Source organism: Mucilaginibacter robiniae, from assembly GCF_012849215.1.
GTDB classification, from domain to species: domain Bacteria; phylum Bacteroidota; class Bacteroidia; order Sphingobacteriales; family Sphingobacteriaceae; genus Mucilaginibacter; species Mucilaginibacter robiniae.
In genome coordinates this window covers 597,454-614,628 of record NZ_CP051682.1, presented here as the reverse complement: position 1 = coordinate 614,628, position 17,175 = coordinate 597,454, and the positions used below count along the sequence as shown (strand labels likewise).

The following is a 17,175-nucleotide window of genomic DNA, read 5'->3' as shown; positions in this document are numbered from 1 at the left end:
GATAAGAAGGCTGATTATGAAGCATGGGCTGGAGCAAAAGCATCTGTATAAAACCGCAAAATACTTAGCAGTTGGCACTATGCTGCTGGCGGGTAGGTATGTCATATCTCGGCTGGTGTCTCGTCGATGGGGCAAAAAGCTGCATTGGGCATCACCAGAAAACAGCATTGATGTAACCTGCCCCAGTGGTAACGTATGGTATGCCGAGTTTGACGGAACTGCGAACAAACAAACAATAGTGTTTATTCATGGCATTAATGCCAATCATCGGCAGTGGTATTACCAGCGAGAGCATTTTCGTAATACCTATCGCTTGCTGTTTCTGGATATGCCAATGCATACGGGTAAAAACCTGTCGAGCCAACTATCAATATCCATTTTAGCTGCCGATTTAAATAGTGTATTCAGTCAATTGAATATTCAGCATGCAATTATTTATGGTCATAGTATGGGCGGTATGGTATTACTGCAATATGCGGCACAGTTTACTTCCAATACCAACATGCAGGCTATGATTTTGCAAGGGGCATCATACACGAATCCTATACGTACCAATCCGTTTGCCTTTTTATTGAAACCGTTGCAACAGTCAATACTGATCCCATTATTCAGTTTTATAAAAAGCAATGCCTGGTTTTTTAACCTGCTAAGCTATGTTAATTTATGGAATGGTATATCGTGCCTGGTGTATCGGTTTATCTTGTTTTCAGGTAATCAAACGGCTAATCAACTATTGTATGCATCTGCAATGGCGCCTACTAATGATAGTGCAGCTGCGGTAGAAAGTGTATTACAGTTAATGCGGTATGATGTAACCGAACAATTGCCTCATCTGCAATGGCCAGCCCTTATTATCAGCGGCATACATGACCGGTTTATCACGGTACAGTGTAATCGATACCTGCATCAGCAACTACCGCAGGCACAACTTAAACTTATTAATGCCGGTCACCAGGGAATGATAGAAAACCATGCTGAAGTAAATGCTTTAACAGAAACTTTTATCCGGCAGGTGCTGGCGGTACAGTAGCAGATGGTGGATGGAGCAGGGCTTGTCCAGTAGGGCAAATATCCAACAGTACGCAATTCCGGCAATCGGGCCGATAATGGAAACATACTTTTTGGCCATGTCTCATCGTCACCTGATGGTTGTCGTACACATCTTGTGCAGTAAAATCAGGAGGTAACAAGTTTTCCAGTACACGATTGGCTTTGGTTTCGCCGATTTTAGCTTCAATAATACCTAAACGAACTGCTACACGAAAGTGGTGCGAATCAACCGGTAGGGCCTTGGCCCGAAGCGTACTGAACGACATAACTGCCGCGCTGGTTTTCGGACCCACGCCGGGCAAATCTTCCAGCCATTGCCGTGCGGCGGATACTTCCATGTCGGCTAAAAAGTCCAGATTAAGTACGCCGTGGCGTTCGGTAACCAAGCGTAATACCTGTTGCAAGCGCGGAGCCTTTTGCTCAGGCCAGGTACAAGGGCTGATGGCTGCCTGCACCTCGTGGGTAGGTGCATCACGTACCTGCTCCCAAGTGCCGAAAATTTCGCGTAAGTTGGCAAAAGCCTGTCCGGAGTTTTTGTTTTGCGTACGATGTGAAAGCAAGGCAGATACCAGCTCGCTTAAAGGATCCAGATCATGAAAGTACTTAATTTGCCGGCCATATACAGCCGATAGGCGGTGATGTACTTCCAGTACAAATTCTTCTTTGGTAGGAGCAGAGGCTAGTATCATATTTGAATGGCTTTAAAATGAATCGCAATCCAGCTTAATCAACTTATCGTTGCAACCAAACTGCATAGCATCATTAGCTACCAAATGTTATGCCGTATATAAATTGTCTTGATAAAGAGTATGCACAACTGAGAGTGCTTTACATGAATCAATAGTTTGGTCGAAAAACAACCACGATCAGCAAAAAAAGCCTGAATCGCTCAGGCTTTTATGCTTTTAAACTATTAACTGATCAGACAAATAAAGAGGTTTATAATTGGTTATGGAGTGTGCGTTTTCTTTATCTATCTAAGTACTAAGATAAACAGAGAAACTTAAAATCGTATGCTCATGTTTTCTCAAATTACTACACAAAGTAAAGTGTTTTATGAGTAATAATTGAATAAAGCTACAGTTAACTTATTGTAAACTCCTGCTACTATTAATCTTCTGGCCTTTCTTTCGCTTCAGCCATACGCACAATGCGGGGCTGAAACTTAGCTATAACATCAACCAAATCGTGCTGCGCTTCCATTACGGCATGAATGTTTTTGTAAACTTGGGGAGCTTCGTCAAGGTCGGAACCTAAAAGAGTAATTTTCTTGTCGTGCAGTTCGGCAGTAATTAGTTCCCGCTTCAATGTCTTGAAGGCTGCGCTTCGGCTCATTACCCTTCCGGCGCCATGTGAGGCCGAGTTAATGCTTTTAATATTACCCTTGCCACGCACCACAAAGCCTGGCGTACTCATGCTGCCTGGAATAATGCCCAGCACGCCTTTGCCCGCTGGCGTAGCACCTTTACGATGCACCATTACCGGTGTACCATCAGCCAGTTGCTCCTGCCAGGCAAAGTTGTGGTGGTTTTCAATGCGCAGTAGCGGCTGCAAGTTCATGGCTTTAGCAATTTTGTTATGTATTTCATGGTGGTTGGCACTGGCATAATCGCCGGCCAGGTTCATGGCCAACCAGTATTCTTGTCCCTCATTACTATTTAAATCTAGCCAAGCCAGGTGTTTAGCTTCTTTAGGCAGCTGTGTTTTGGTCATGGCTATTTTTGAATAATAATCGGCAATGCCAGCCCCAAACCCGCGCGAACCAGAATGTGAAAGCAGCCCCAGGTAGTTGCCGGCGGGTACCTCTTTCAAAGCACCTTCCTGTACCGTAAGTTCGCCCCATTCTACAAAATGGTTGCCGGTGCCTGAAGTGCCTAGTTGTCGATAAGCCTTATCTTTCAGTCGATTGATAAGCTGGGTAGCTTGCCATTCCGGGCGGTCAAACAGACTGGTATCATCATGCTTTTTAGTTTCGCTGCCTATACCAAAGTGCGTGTTTTTAAGTAACAAACTTTTTAAATCGTCTACTTTGGTATCAATGGTATCAGCAGGCAGTTCAAACAGGCTGAGGCACATACGGCAGGCAATATCTACTCCAACGGCGTAGGGGATAATAGTACCGGCTGTAGTAGCCAGCACGCCACCAATAGGTAAACCATAACCCTGATGCGCATCGGGCATTAATGCGCCAGCACGTGATACAGGCAGTTGCATAGCAATACGCATTTGCGCCAAAGCACCGGCTTCAATATGTTCAATGCCATACACCGGAAAATCAGCCAGTTCTTTTTTTAACTTCTGTTCAGGCCGGGGCTGCTTAGTTAATTTACCTTGCTGTTGTAATTGAATAACCTGTTCGGCCAAATTTTTAAACTTGCCGCCTTGTTTCAAGGCATAAGGTTCGGGGTTGACCAGCATGGCTTCCAGATTAGCTAAAATCTGTGCTTTGTCCATCACTTGGTGTTTGAGCAAGCCATTAGCAACCCGGCTAAAACTGACCAATACGTCCAAATCTTCTATTCCTAAAGTGCTGAGGTCAGCATTTGTTATCTTTTCCATAAAACTGTCTTCTCTATAAAAAGTAAGCTTACCTAATTACATAAAGTAACAACAGGTCATTTTTGTTCCTTTCATCTTGGAGACGAGCAGTTGAAGTTAATTAATCAGGCATTTCAACCTAAACTATAAAGCAACAAAAAAGGTGCATCAGCTTATGCCGATACACCCTTATGTATATGATGGAGTTAATAGCGCGAATTATTGAGCTTTAGTAAACTCACCGGAAGCTTTGAAAGTTACTTCGTCGCTCAGCATAGGTGCGCCGTATTTGCTGCCGAAACCATAATCAGAACGTTTGATAGTACCTGTAGCTACAAAACCAGCATCAGGAGCTTTAGTCATAGGGTTGGTGATGGTACCACGGTATTGTAAATCAAACACAGCAGGTTTAGTAACACCATGCAGGGTTAAGTTACCATTTACTTTGTAGTGGTTTTTGCTAACGGTTTTAATACCGGTGCTTTTGAAAGTAACGTTAGGGTATTTAGCTACATCAAAAAATTCAGCAGTTTTCAGATGAGCATCACGCTGATCGTTATCTGTGTTTACGCTGTTAGCGTTAGCTGTAAAATCAAATTTAGCATCACTGAAATCAGGTTTAGTAGCAGTGATGGTTGCATCAAAATCTTTGAATGAGCCATCTACATCAGATACAGCCAAGTGAGTGATGGTAAAAGTAATGTGTGAGTGCGCTCTGTCAGCTTTCCAGGTTTGTGCAAATACAGCTGTATTTAATAGAGCTGCTGCGATAAGGGTAATTGCTTTTTTCATGTTCTGTAATATTATCTGCCGCAAATGTAATGGAATAGATGAAATGTCAATAGAGCCTAGCTTAAGTTCTAATAATCAGAAACTTGTGTATATGTATGTTGTAACATGTAATTTGTTTAAAATGAGTTAGTTTGCACAAGGAATAAATTAGTTTTTATTTAATGTATATGATAAATAATGACGTTCTGATGAAAAAGAAGATCTATAGTAGAAGCATCAAATGCTTGTTAAACAAACTCTATAGCTTGAAAATAGGCAGAAGAATAGTAGTATTTCATGTTGTTTAACAACGTATACTTCAGCAATAGTCAATAATCCTCTTTAAATAATTGGATGTTTCATGAAGTCAGGGCAAACCTGTATTAAGTTTATTACTAGCTGTTTGCACGTATTATTCAACCATAACACATGCTTTTCTTCTTAAATTTTGACTAAACAACTATTGCTGTATCGCTCATGGCTTGTGCTATCCATGAAAATACCTGTAAACTTGTAATGTTGGCATGTAGCCTTTCTTCTGCATTATGAAAAAAATAAGTACGCTGCTTTTGTCAGGAGTAGTTTTTTTGATGGCCTTTAGGTATAGTTCTGATAGAGAAATAACGGCAAACTGGCCGGTGTACAAAGGCGACGATTTAGGCGTAAGTTACACACCTAAGCAAACCCGGTTTAAAGTATGGGCACCACAAGCTACAGCCGTAAAGCTGCGGTTATATACAGCAGGCGAGGGTGGAACGCCTATTCAAACCATCAGTTTAACTCAAGCTGAAAATGGAACCTGGCAAACTGTTGTACATCAGGATGTGAAGAACCAGTATTACACTTTTCAAACCGAACAAGATGGTAAATGGCTGTTGGAATGCCCGGATATTTATGCTAAAGCGGTAGGAATTAACGGCCACCGTGGCATGGTGGTGAATATGGCTACTACTAACCCTACTGGGTGGGAGCACGATAAGAAACCTATGCTGAAAAACTTTACCGACATTATTATTTATGAGCTGCATGTTCGTGATTTGTCGGAAAGCCCCACATCGGGCATACAGCACAAAGGCAAGTTTTTAGGCTTAACGGAAATCGGCACTAAAAGCTCAACAGGCGAGGTTACCGGATTAGATCATATCAAACAACTGGGCGTAACCCATATCCACTTACTACCTTCTTTTGATTATAGTTCGGTAGATGAAGCCAGTAATCGTCCGCAGTTTAACTGGGGGTATGATCCGTTAAACTATAACGTGCCTGAAGGTAGTTATGCTACCAATGCCTACAATGGTGCGGTGCGCATTCGCGAATTTAAACGAATGGTGAATACCTTGCATGATAATGGCTTGCGGGTGATACTGGATGTGGTGTACAACCATACTGCTGATTGGCAACATGCTAATTTTACACAATTTGCACCCGGTTATTTTTACCGGCATAACCCCGATGGTAGCTACTCGGATGCAACAGGCTGTGGCAATGAAACAGCCTCTGAACAGGCCATGATGCGAAAATTTATGGTGGAGTCGGTAGTGTATTGGGCAAAGGAGTACCATTTGGATGGTTTTCGTTTTGACCTGATGGGCGTACATGATATAGCTACGATGAATGCCATCAGTGAGGCTCTGCATAAGGTTGACCCTACCATATTTATTTATGGTGAAGGCTGGACAGCAGGAGCAAGCCCATTGGCCGAAAATCTGCGGGCTGTAAAAAAGAATGTGCCCGAACTAAACCAGATTGCTGCTTTCAGTGATGATATTCGCGATGGCTTGCGTGGCCCGTTCAGTGATGTTAAAGCTAAAGGTTTTGTGAGTGGCGCTGTTGGTTCAACCGAAAGCGTAAAGTTTGGCATTGTAGCTTCTACACAGCATCCGCAAATTAATTATCAGCAGGTAAACTATTCTAAAGCACCCTGGGCGCGTGAGCCTTACCAAACTATCAGCTACGTATCATGCCATGATGATAACACTTTGTTCGACCGCCTAAAAATAGCCAACCCGAATGCATCTGAAGCAGAACTGATTCAAATGGACAAGCTGGCTAATGCTACCGTGCTCACTTCACAAGGTGTTACTTTTCTGCAAGCTGGTGCTGAAATGTTGCGCACTAAGAAGGGTATTGCCAATTCATACAATTCGCCTGATTCTATTAACGCATTAGATTGGAGCCGTAAAACAAAATACAAGTCTGTATTCAATTATTATCAGGGACTGATTGCTTTACGCAAACATCATCCAGCTTTTCGTATGCCCAGTACGGCTATGATTCAGCAACATTTAGAGTTCCTGAATATGTCCGATCCACAGGTAATTGGCTATCAACTGAAAGATCATGCCAATAACGACCATTGGAAAAATATTTTGGTGCTGCTTAATGGCAATACTTCAGCCAAAACTGTACAACTGCCAGCCGGAAAATGGATACTGGCTGGTAACGAAAATCAAATTCAGGAAAAGGGAATAGGGCAGCCGCACGAGGGCAGCTTAAATTTACCTGCTACTTCAGCTTATATTTTGTTTCAGCTGTGATGACATGGTAGAAGTAGGGGGGTAATGTTTACTTTCTAATATAAAGGGATAGCAATACTATCCCTTTATATTAGATTATGATTTTACCATTCCATACAATGAATGGCCTATTTATTATGGCTGACCACTACCTCCGGCTGAACCGTACACTTGGCCGTTAGCATAGCTAGCATCTGATGCTGCCAACTGAACATAAATGCTCGCCAACTCGGCTGGCTGACCTGGACGGCCTAGTGGTGTTTGACCGCCAAAGCTTTGCAGCTTTTGTTGGGTGGCACCGCCGCTTACTTGCAATGGCGTCCAGATTGGGCCGGGGGCTACACCATTTACCCGAATACCTTTCGGTCCCAATTGCTTAGCTAACGATTTTACGTAGTTCATGGTAGCGGCTTTGGTTTGCGCATAATCGTACAAATCGGGTGAAGGGTCATAAGCCTGCTCTGAAGTGGTTCCAATAATTACTGAGCCGGGTTGCATATGTGGCAATGCGGCTTTAATAATCCAAAATGGCGCATAGATATTGGTTTTCATCGTCCAGTCGAACTGCTCGCTTGAAATATCCAATATAGATTCATGAGCTTGCTGACGGCCGGCATTGCTTACCAAAATATCTAAACCACCTAATTGGCGTACAGCTTCTGCAACTAATTTCTGGCAAAAAGCTTCATCGCGCAAATCACCAGGAATGGCTACTGCTTTGCGGCCTTCTTTTTTTATCAGTTCAATTACTTCACGTGCATCCGGTTCTTCGGTAGGATAGTAGTTAATGGCTACATCAGCACCTTCACGTGCATAGGCAATAGCTGCTGCACGACCCATGCCTGAATCCCCTCCGGTAATTAATGCTTTGCGGCCGGCTAAACGGCCTGATCCTTTATAACTGGTTTCACCATGATCCGGCCGCGGGTCCATCTGGCTGGCTAAGCCCGGCCATGGCTGCGACTGACTTTTAAATGGTGGCTTGGGGTATTTGGTCGTAGGGTCTTGCAAGGGTTGTGCTGGTACAGCTTCTGATTGTGATGCGGCTTGTGCATCAAAAACAGGCAATACCGTAGCAGCAGCTAACCCAGCCCCTAAACCGCCAATTACTTTACGGCGGTTTATTTTATCTTTCTCGTTCATGGTAGCTTTTGTTTAGGTTAAATAACCGATACTGATAGACTTAGTTTTCCGAAAAGCTCATTTAAAAACCAGTAGTACTAAACGTCGCTCCATTAACAACACCTAATGCATTACAAAAAATTTAAAAGATATTTTAAGTAAATAATCGTTTACTTACTTTTATGTTGTAATTGTTTTTACAGGAACTTGATAGAAGATGAGACCTAAGAACTTAGAAAAGGAACAAGCCATTCGCACACTGGCGTTGGACATTATAGCCAAAGAAGGATTGGAAAATTTAAGTATGCAAAAGCTGGCGCAAGCGGCTGGTGTATCTCCACGAACTATATATATTAAGTACGAGAATAAAGAAGACTTGTTAATTAAGCTTTTTATAAAAGAGGTATTGCAAGTCTATGAGCAGGCTGTATTAGTAAATTTTAGTGAAGAAATGGATTTTGCTACCGGTGTAAAAAAGCTTTGGTTCAATGCTTTTGAATACCTGAAAAATAACCGGTCTGCTTTTGCCTTAATGCAATACGGTAAATCATCGCCCTTGTTAAATAAAGCCTTTCAGCAGGAAAACATTCAGCAAGGGCAGTTTTTTGCACCTATTAATCGCTTTGTACAACTTAAAATTAGTCAGGGCATTATCAAGCCCTTTCATGATGATGTTTACCGGGCTTTGCTGTTCTCGCCTTTGTTGGATTTGGTAAATGAATATTTCGATTATACCGAACGACCAGTACAAATTATTACAGATGATGTGCTGATAGCCTGCTGTGAAACCGTAATAAAAGGATTGCTGAATTAAGTTAAATACATATTTTATGACTGCTATTAAAAACAAAACTGTCGCCATTATAGGCGGCGGTCCTGGAGGGTTAACCTTGGCTCGCCTTTTACAAATGAATGGTGTTGAAGTAAAAGTTTACGAACGTGATACCCACCTCAACGTAAGGGTACAAGGTGCTACGCTGGATTTGCATGATGATTCGGGACTTAAAGCATTGCGTGCTGCTGGATTAATAGAAGCGTTCGAAGCCAATTACCGACCTGGAGCTGATAAAACCTGTGTAACCGATAAGCATGCCCATATTGTATATGCTGATGAAGGTGGCGGCGAAGGTGAAGCCTTCCGACCCGAAATTGATCGTGGACCTTTGCGTGATATTTTGCTTAATTCGTTACAGCCAGATACCATAATATGGGATAGCCAGTTTGTTTCATTACACCAACAAAATGGAGGTGTAAAAATTGAGTTTAAAAATGGTAGTAGTGCTTATGCAGATGTAGTGATCGCAGCTGATGGTGCCAATTCTAAAATCAGGCCATATATTACACCTATAAAGCCATTTTATTCGGGTGTTACCGTAATTGAAGGTAGCGTATATAATGCAGAGAAAAACAGTCCGAATGTTTACCAGCTGTTAAACGATGGAAAGATATTCGCCATAGAGGATGAAAAAACATTGATTGTAGGTTCGAAAGGAGATGGTAGTTTAACGTACTATGCTGGCTTTAAGGCTGATGAGTTTTGGTACAAAGACAGTGGAATTGATTTTACCGACAAAGCACAGGTGCTAGCCTGGTTTAAGAAAGAGTTTGCAGGCTGGGCTTCTATTTGGGATGAACTCTTTGAGAATGCAAGTTCGGCATTCACCCCGCGTCCGCAGTACTGCATGCCTTTAGATCAAACTTGGGAGGCTTTACCTAACCTGACTATGTTGGGCGATGCTGCACACTTAATGCCGCCTTATGCTGGTGAAGGCGTAAACATGGCTATGCTTGATGCGCTGGAATTAGCAGAATGCCTGCTCAATGAAACGTTTGCAGATACTCATGCAGCTATAGCTGCTTATGAGCAGCAAATGCGTGCCAGAGCTTCTGAAGTTGCCCGAATAACGCTGGAACAAACGGCCATTTTGCATTCTGCTGATGGGCTTACCAAGCTGGTAGCAATGTTTCGAGGCATTGAACAATAATTTGTTAAGAATATTTAAGAGTTTTTGATCTTGATAAGGTAAATAACTTATTGGTTTTGCTTTCAATGATAAACTAATATATTTAAGTGTTGCATTGACAATTAAGATATATTTCATTAATTAGCAACGTGTTTGTACACATAAGCATACCAATATAAACCCAAGCATCCAGTTGCTAAATTATAAGTCAGTTTATTGTTCCATAGCATAAGGCTATATTTAACAAAGTAGTACTTAGCATGGTGCTAACGCATGCCTGATTTTAGTTGCTGCTTGCTGAATACGATATCAAACTTTTATGAAAAAAAGTTTAGGACAGGCAGGCTGCTATGCTTCAGCTGTATTGGATAATAAAACCAATGAGGTAGTAATTAAATTTGCAAATACAGCTAACTAAATGCAAAATGCCAGCTTTGTTATTAATGGGGCAAAAGGTATACAGACACAAGGGCAATTAATTACGCTGCAAAACGATCATTTGGATGAGGTAAATTTACTAACTGTTCCGATGGCTGTAAGCCCGAAAGGGGAGCCTCTGAAATTAACCGGTAATTAGGTTAACTTAGTAGTTAAGCCTTATTCATTTAGCGTAATCAGGGTTAAGTTGAATCAATAAATTATTGTAGTGCGTGTGCTAAAAGTTTCGATATCAGGTATAGCAGCATGGCTCGGAGTAATATTATCTGGGCATCATGTGGTGCATGCGCAAGAATTGCAAATTCGTATTCCGGCGCACGATCCGGTAATGATTAAGCAGGATTCAGTTTACCATATGTATTGTACAGGTTGGGGTATCGCTTCCTGGAGTTCAACCGATATGGTGCACTGGAAAGCTGAAAAACCCGTTTTTGCTGCAGCACCTCAATGGGCAGTTGAAGCCGTACTAGGTTTTAAAGGGCATTTATGGGCTCCGGATATTTCGTATTACAATGGCCTGTATTATCTATATTACGCTGTATCAACCTATGGCAGTAATACCTCTTGTATTGGAGTAGCTACCAATAAAACGCTTGATGTCGCAAGTGCTGATTACGCCTGGACAGATCATGGCAAGCTGATACAATCTGTTGCTGGTAAAAACAACTGGAATGCTATCGTCCCCAATTTAATTACCGACAAAGATGGTACGCCTTACTTAGCCTTTGGTTCATTTTGGGGCGGAATAAAAATGGTAAAGCTAAATCCTGATAGGCGTAGTTTAGCCCAATCGTTAGATGACCTGCCTACAATTGCTAGTAGAATCAAATCTGCGCCTGATGTAGCCGGCCTCAATCCGATTGAGGCACCCTTTATATTTAGAAGTGGTAAGTACTACTACCTATTTGCATCGATAGATTACTGTTGTAAAGGGCCTCAAAGTACTTACAAAATAATTGTGGGCCGTTCCAAAAAACTGTTAGGACCTTATGTAGATAAAGAAGGTGTTGAACTGACTTATGGTGGAGGAACCATATTGTTGCAGGGTGATAAGAACTGGTATGGGGTAGGGCACAACGCCGTATGTAATTTTAACGGTACTGATTACCTGATTTTTCATGGCTATGATGCTAACGATCAGGGTAAATCAAAATTAATTATAGACAAGCTGACCTGGAGTAAAGGCTGGCCTGAAGCAAAAGATAGTTCGGTTAATTGATAGTGGGCTATTGAAAGAAGTTATTAGAATTAATGAAAGTTTCATTACTGTAAAATTGTTGAATGTGGCGCCTGAACTTGCAGGATAGTTCAGGATACAGCTTGTTCGTATTCTGTTTATATATTAGCCGCTTAACCAATTGTAATCTGCGGAGCTGCTCCGCTATATAACCAATTCCCATTCAAAACCAACCAAGTTTTGGTGGATGGCTTACGTAATTTTAAGGCTGCTTTTAGGCATAAGTTATACTCATGAGAAAAACATCGGCTATTTTGCTGGCTTTATGCCAGCTTTTGTTTTGGGCAACATCGGCCACATCACAAAGCATCAACAAGCAGGTACAATATTTATCAGGTACAGATAATCTGCATACCACCACTTGGGATTTTTGGTGCACCGGGGGACGGAAAAGCGGTTATTGGACCAACATACAGGTGCCTTCCTGCTGGGAGCAGCAAGGTTTTGGTGCTTACAACTACGGGCGCGATTATGTAACTTATGGTAAAAACTTTCGCTTTGCAGATGAAAAAGGTATTTACCGATACCAGTTTACTGTACCTGCCAACTGGAAAGACAAAACCATAAACTTGGTTTTCGAAGGTTCCATGACGGATACAGAAGTGAAACTAAACGGCAAATCAGTTGGGCGTACCCATCAAGGTTCATTTTACCGCTTTATGTATGATGTTACCGATAAACTGAATTATAACAAATCTAACCAATTGTATGTAACTGTAAATAAAATGTCGGCCGATGGTTCGGTAAACAATGCAGAGCGCCTGGCCGATTACTGGATTTTTGGTGGCATTTTCCGACCAGTTTATTTGGAAGCTGTGCCCCAGCAGCATATCAGCCATATAGCTATTGATGCTAAAGCCAATGGTTCATTTGCCATGAACGTGTTTTTGAAAAGTGCTGCCGTTGGTAGTGAGGTAATTGCCGAAATTATAAATAATAAAAATCAGGTAGTAGGCACTGTTAAAAAAACAACAGCAGCTAATGACACTTTAGTGCAGCTGAAAACCAGCATCAATCATCCGCTGCTCTGGACTGCCGAAACGCCCAACCTGTATTCAGTTAGAGTTTCTTTAGGTAAAAACGGGAAAAAGCTTTATCAAACTACCGAAAAGTTTGGCTTTCGTACTATCGAAATCAGGAAACAGGATGGTATTTACGTAAACGGCGTAAAAATCAAGATGAAAGGCATTAACCGCCATGTGTGGTGGCCGGAAAGTGGCCGTACCGTAAATGCCAGTATTGATTTGAATGATGTAAAGCTGATAAAAGGAATGAATATGAACGCCGTACGGTGTTCTCATTACCCACCCGACCAAAGCTTTTTACGCTATTGCGATTCATTAGGCCTGTATGTGCTGGATGAACTGGCGGGTTGGCAAAAGGCTTACAGCACTAAAGCTGGAACTCCGTTAGTAAAAGAAATGGTAGTTCGAGATTGCAATCACCCTTCTATTATTTTTTGGAGCAATGGTAATGAAGGCGGTCATAACTTTGACTTGGATGATGATTTTGCAAAATATGATTTATCAGCCCGGCCGGTTATTCATGCACATCATAAACCTGGCAATGCTTTTAACGGCATTGATTGTAACCATTATGAAGATTACTATAGCACCAAGAAAATTCTGGCAGACACCAATATTTATATGGTTACTGAATTTCTGCATGCGCAGGATGATGGCGGTGCGGCAGCGGGTTTGTCGGATTTTTGGGATTTACACTGGAACAGCAAAAAGGGTGCAGGTGGTTTCATTTGGGCATTGCTGGATGAAGGTATTGTGCGTACCGATATGAACAACCGCATTGATGTAAACGGCATTAACGCTCCTGATGGTGTACTTGGTCCACACCGTGAAAAAGAAGGAAGCTACAATGCTATCCGCGAAATATATTCGCCGGTAAAAATCACCTTGAAGGAGCTGCCTGAAAACTTTAATGGCATTATACCTGTCGAAAACCGGTACAACTTTACCAACTTAAACCAATGTACTTACCGCTGGGAACTAATCAATTTCAACAAGCCCGGCAACCAGGCAGCGGGTGCACGCATGGGGAAATGGGGAGCAATTACAGCACCCAGTATAGAACCAGTTGAAAAAGGAAACTTAAAGCTCGATTTACCATCCGATTGGAAAAATTATGATGCTTTAGCACTGGCCGCGTATGATCCTTTCAAGAATGAGCTATACCGCTGGACCTGGAAAATTAAAACAGGTATGCAGTTGCTTGATAGCATGGTAACTACTACCGGCGCTAACGCGGTTGATGCTATCGAAACGGATAGTAGCCTTACACTGAAAGCCAGCGGTATAGCTATTACCCTCAGCAAAAAAGATGGTAAGTTAACCGGTTTGGCAAATGATAACAGCAAGCAGTTATCCTTCGGTAATGGGCCAGTTCTGGTAAGCGGTATATCCCATTTTACCGGCTTAAAGCACTACAAAGCTAATGATGCCTACGTAGTAGATTGTAGCTACAGTGGCGATATGAAAAAGCTGCAATGGAAAATGTACCCGAGCGGCTGGGTAGAACTGCATTATGAATATGAGTTAAACGGTACTTATCCGTTTACCGGTGTTACATTCAGTTATCCTGAAAATTATGTTTTTGGTGCCAAGTGGCTGGGGGGCGGTCCTTATCGCGTTTGGAAAAACCGACAGTTTGGTACTCCGCTAAATGTATGGCAAAACATGAACAACAATACCCAAACCGGTAGTTCACCTTGGATATATCCTGAGTTTAAAGGTTATTACAGCAACGTTGTTTGGATGGAAATGAATACTGCTGAAGGCAAATTTACCATAGCTTCTCCCGATGATAACTTGTACGTACGATTGTTTGATTTCTACGGGTTATCAGGTGCCAAGCCTGCACCTGCACTGCCAGCCGGTGATATTTCTTTCTTAGATCGTATTCCGCCTATTGGGGGTAAACTGGCTTTTAACATCAGTAACAATACAACGGCATTAGGCCCATTAAGTGAACCCAATAAGGTAAATGGTTTAACTAAGCGAACTCTTTACTTTTATTTCGGCCTCCCTAAAGCTGCTGTAGAAAATCACCAGTTCACCATGCCTAAAGAGAATATCCTGACTGATGAAAAAACTAATTGAACCAACTCATGAGTAAAATAGCTTTTAAAATGAAATTGAAGCCGGGCTATAAACAAGAATACCAAAAGCGGCACAGTGAAATATGGCCCGAATTGGTCAGTCTGCTTAGTGCTAGCGGTATTAGTGATTATAGCATTTTTCTGGATGAAGAAACCAACAGTTTGTTTGCTGTTCAGCAGCAAAGTGGGCAATCATCGCAAGATTTAGGAAAAACTGAAGTTGTACAGAAATGGTGGGCTTACATGGCCGACATCATGGAAACGAACCCCGATAATTCACCAATTTCTGTTCCTTTAACACCAGTGTTTCATCTGGATTAAGAAAAGTAAGCTGGTTAATATCAATAGTTTGAGCAATTGTAAGTTAAACATTGTAAATTACCGCTCTGTAACCAAGGTTTATGGCTCAAGTATGTAAACCTACCAACCAATTACCTGTAAAATGAAAAATATACTTAGTGTGCTGTTGTTATGTAGCGGATTAACTTATGCGCAGCAAAAAGATTACCCCATTAAACCTGTTGCATTTACAGATGTAAAACTAACCGACCAGTTCTGGAGTAAGCGCATTGAAACCAACCGTACCGTAACTATTCCGGCTTCATTTGCCCGTTGCGAGAATACGGGTCGCGTTAAAAACTTTGAGATGGCTGCTGTACAAAAAGGAAAGTTTTGTACCAAGTTCCCGTTTGATGATACTGATATTTATAAAACCATAGAAGGTGCCTCATACTCGATGGCAGTGCATCCTGACCCTAAGCTGGATAAGTATGTAGATTCATTGATTACTATTGTAGGTAAAGCGCAAGAGCCTGATGGTTATTTGTACACGGCTCGTACTATCGACCCTTTGCATCCGCAGAGTTGGGCCGGGCCTGAGCGTTGGGTAAAAGAAAATGAATTAAGCCATGAATTGTATAATTCAGGACATATGTTTGAGGCCGCCAGCGCACATTACATGGCTACTGGCAAACGCAACTTTCTGAACATTGCCCTAAAAAATGCCGATTTGTTGGTGGAGACCTTTGGTCCGGATAAACGGCATGTAGCTCCTGGGCATGAAATTGTAGAAATGGGATTGGTAAGATTGTACCGCATCACCGGAAAACAAGATTACTTGAACTTAGCTAAGTTTTTTATTGACGAACGGGGGCATCGTAGCTATGATAAGAGTAGCAAAGACGAATGGAAAAACGGTATGTACTGGCAAGATAATGAACCTGTAACCGCGCAGGATGAAGCCGAGGGTCATGCCGTGCGGGCTATGTACTTATATTCCGGTATAGCTGATGTTGCTGCCTTAACCGGCGATAAGGAGTACATAGAAGCGATTGACCGGATCTGGAACAATATGGTCGGCAAAAAAATATATGTACAAGGCGGTATTGGTGCAGTACCTAATGGTGAACGTTTTGGCGATGATTATGAATTGCCCAATACCACTGCCTACAACGAAACCTGTGCTGCTATTGGCAACGTGTTCTGGAACCAACGCATGTTTTTACTCCATGGCGATGCCAAATACGTTGACTTGTTGGAGAAAGTATTATACAACGGATTAATTTCGGGTGTTGGCTTAGATGGCAAATCGTTCTTCTACACCAACGCCATGCAGGTAACTAATGGCTCTACCTATCATGATTTAGAAAAGGGTAGATCGGGTTGGTTTGAGTGTTCTTGTTGCCCTACTAATATGGCTCGCTTTCTGCCTTCCTTATCAGGTTATGTTTATGCACAAAAAGCCAATGATTTGTACGTTAACTTGTTTGTAAGCAGTACGGCTAACTTGCAAATGCACAACCATCCGGTGCAAATTACGCAGCAAAATGGCTATCCATGGAATGGCTTACTGAACTTTACAGTACAGCCGCAATCGGCTGATCGTTTTAACATCCGTATTCGCATACCTGGCTGGGCTCAGAATGAAGCTATACCTTCCAGCTTGTATCACTTTCAGGATAAATCTAATGCATCTTATACTATCAGCATTAATGGCAAACCAGCCAAGTACCATTTAGAAAACGGATATGCTGTTTTAAACAGAACCTGGGTAAAAGGTGATCGCATACAAGTAAATCTGCCTATGCCAGTCAGAAAAGTGGATGCCAACCCAGTACTGACGGTTAATGCTGGTAAAGTAGCGTTGCAACGTGGCCCTGTTATGTACTGCGCTGAATGGAAAGATAATGGTGGAAACGTAAGTAATTTGGAATTACCAGCTAGTGCTACCTTTAAACCACAATACAATGCAGCTTTACTGAATGGCGTAATGGTGTTAAAAGGCCAAGCGTTGCAAAAAGATACTACAGCAACTCAAGCTAAACCGCAGCTGCTTACCGCCATTCCTTATTATGCCTGGGCTAACCGCGGCGAAGGTGAAATGCAGGTTTGGTTTCCGGAGGTAAGTAACGCGGCTAAATAGTTTTA

At 42.1% G+C, this 17,175-nt stretch carries 13 protein-coding genes; 9 read left to right on the top strand and 4 right to left on the bottom strand.

Translation table 11 applies throughout. From position 1 onward, the window contains the following. Positions 1-16: 16 nt before the first annotated feature. Complete coding sequence (locus HH214_RS02830; RefSeq protein WP_169605905.1) at positions 17-1,030, top strand: alpha/beta fold hydrolase; 1,014 nt, start codon at positions 17-19, stop codon at positions 1,028-1,030. Here the strand turns inward: HH214_RS02830 and HH214_RS02825 are convergent. The 3 genes from HH214_RS02825 to HH214_RS02815 all read right to left on the bottom strand — a co-directional run bounded on the left by HH214_RS02825 (position 1,002) and on the right by HH214_RS02815 (position 4,380). Next, complete coding sequence (locus tag HH214_RS02825) at positions 1,002-1,739, bottom strand: endonuclease III domain-containing protein (protein ID WP_169605904.1); 738 nt, start codon at positions 1,737-1,739, stop codon at positions 1,002-1,004. The two genes, HH214_RS02830 and HH214_RS02825, sit on opposite strands and share 29 nt — an antisense overlap. 421 nt (positions 1,740-2,160) lie before the next feature. After that, positions 2,161-3,609 (bottom strand): RtcB family protein, encoded by a 1,449-nt coding sequence (locus tag HH214_RS02820; RefSeq protein ID WP_169605903.1) that lies wholly within the window; start codon positions 3,607-3,609, stop codon positions 2,161-2,163. Positions 3,610-3,807: 198 nt separating this feature from the next. Then, positions 3,808-4,380 (bottom strand): YceI family protein, encoded by a 573-nt coding sequence (locus tag HH214_RS02815; protein ID WP_169605902.1) that lies wholly within the window; start codon positions 4,378-4,380, stop codon positions 3,808-3,810. Positions 4,381-4,904: 524 nt separating this feature from the next. Between HH214_RS02815 and pulA the strand changes: the two genes are divergently transcribed. Next, on the top strand, positions 4,905-6,896 hold the full coding sequence (pulA, locus tag HH214_RS02810; protein WP_169605901.1) for a type I pullulanase: 1,992 nt from the start codon (positions 4,905-4,907) through the stop codon (positions 6,894-6,896). Positions 6,897-7,010: 114 nt separating this feature from the next. On the opposite strand, the gene HH214_RS02805 is transcribed toward pulA, so the two are convergent. Beyond that, a complete protein-coding gene (locus HH214_RS02805) occupies positions 7,011-8,018 on the bottom strand; it encodes an SDR family oxidoreductase (RefSeq protein WP_169605900.1) in 1,008 nt (335 codons plus the stop codon). Positions 8,019-8,214: 196 nt separating this feature from the next. Between HH214_RS02805 and HH214_RS02800 the strand changes: the two genes are divergently transcribed. From HH214_RS02800 to HH214_RS02770, 7 genes are all read left to right on the top strand, one after another. Then, positions 8,215-8,811, top strand: a complete 597-nt coding sequence (locus HH214_RS02800) for a TetR/AcrR family transcriptional regulator (protein ID WP_169605899.1) — start codon at positions 8,215-8,217, stop codon at positions 8,809-8,811. A 16-nt stretch (positions 8,812-8,827) separates the two neighbouring features. Then, on the top strand, positions 8,828-9,982 hold the full coding sequence (locus tag HH214_RS02795) for an FAD-dependent oxidoreductase (RefSeq protein WP_169605898.1): 1,155 nt from the start codon (positions 8,828-8,830) through the stop codon (positions 9,980-9,982). Positions 9,983-10,379: 397 nt separating this feature from the next. Next, complete coding sequence (locus HH214_RS02790; RefSeq protein WP_169605897.1) at positions 10,380-10,538, top strand: hypothetical protein; 159 nt, start codon at positions 10,380-10,382, stop codon at positions 10,536-10,538. A gap of 69 nt (positions 10,539-10,607) precedes the next feature. Continuing rightward, positions 10,608-11,618, top strand: a complete 1,011-nt coding sequence (locus tag HH214_RS02785; protein WP_248282190.1) for a family 43 glycosylhydrolase — start codon at positions 10,608-10,610, stop codon at positions 11,616-11,618. Between the two features lie 251 nt (positions 11,619-11,869). Continuing rightward, positions 11,870-14,749: a glycoside hydrolase family 2 protein gene (locus tag HH214_RS02780; protein WP_169605896.1), complete on the top strand. Its 2,880-nt coding sequence runs from the start codon at positions 11,870-11,872 to the stop codon at positions 14,747-14,749. A gap of 8 nt (positions 14,750-14,757) precedes the next feature. Next, positions 14,758-15,069 carry an L-rhamnose mutarotase gene (gene rhaM, locus HH214_RS02775; protein ID WP_169605895.1) on the top strand — a complete coding sequence of 104 codons (312 nt, stop codon included), beginning with the start codon at positions 14,758-14,760 and terminating at the stop codon, positions 15,067-15,069. A 121-nt stretch (positions 15,070-15,190) separates the two neighbouring features. Continuing rightward, on the top strand, positions 15,191-17,170 hold the full coding sequence (locus HH214_RS02770; protein WP_169605894.1) for a glycoside hydrolase family 127 protein: 1,980 nt from the start codon (positions 15,191-15,193) through the stop codon (positions 17,168-17,170). The last annotated feature ends 5 nt before the right edge of the window (positions 17,171-17,175 follow it).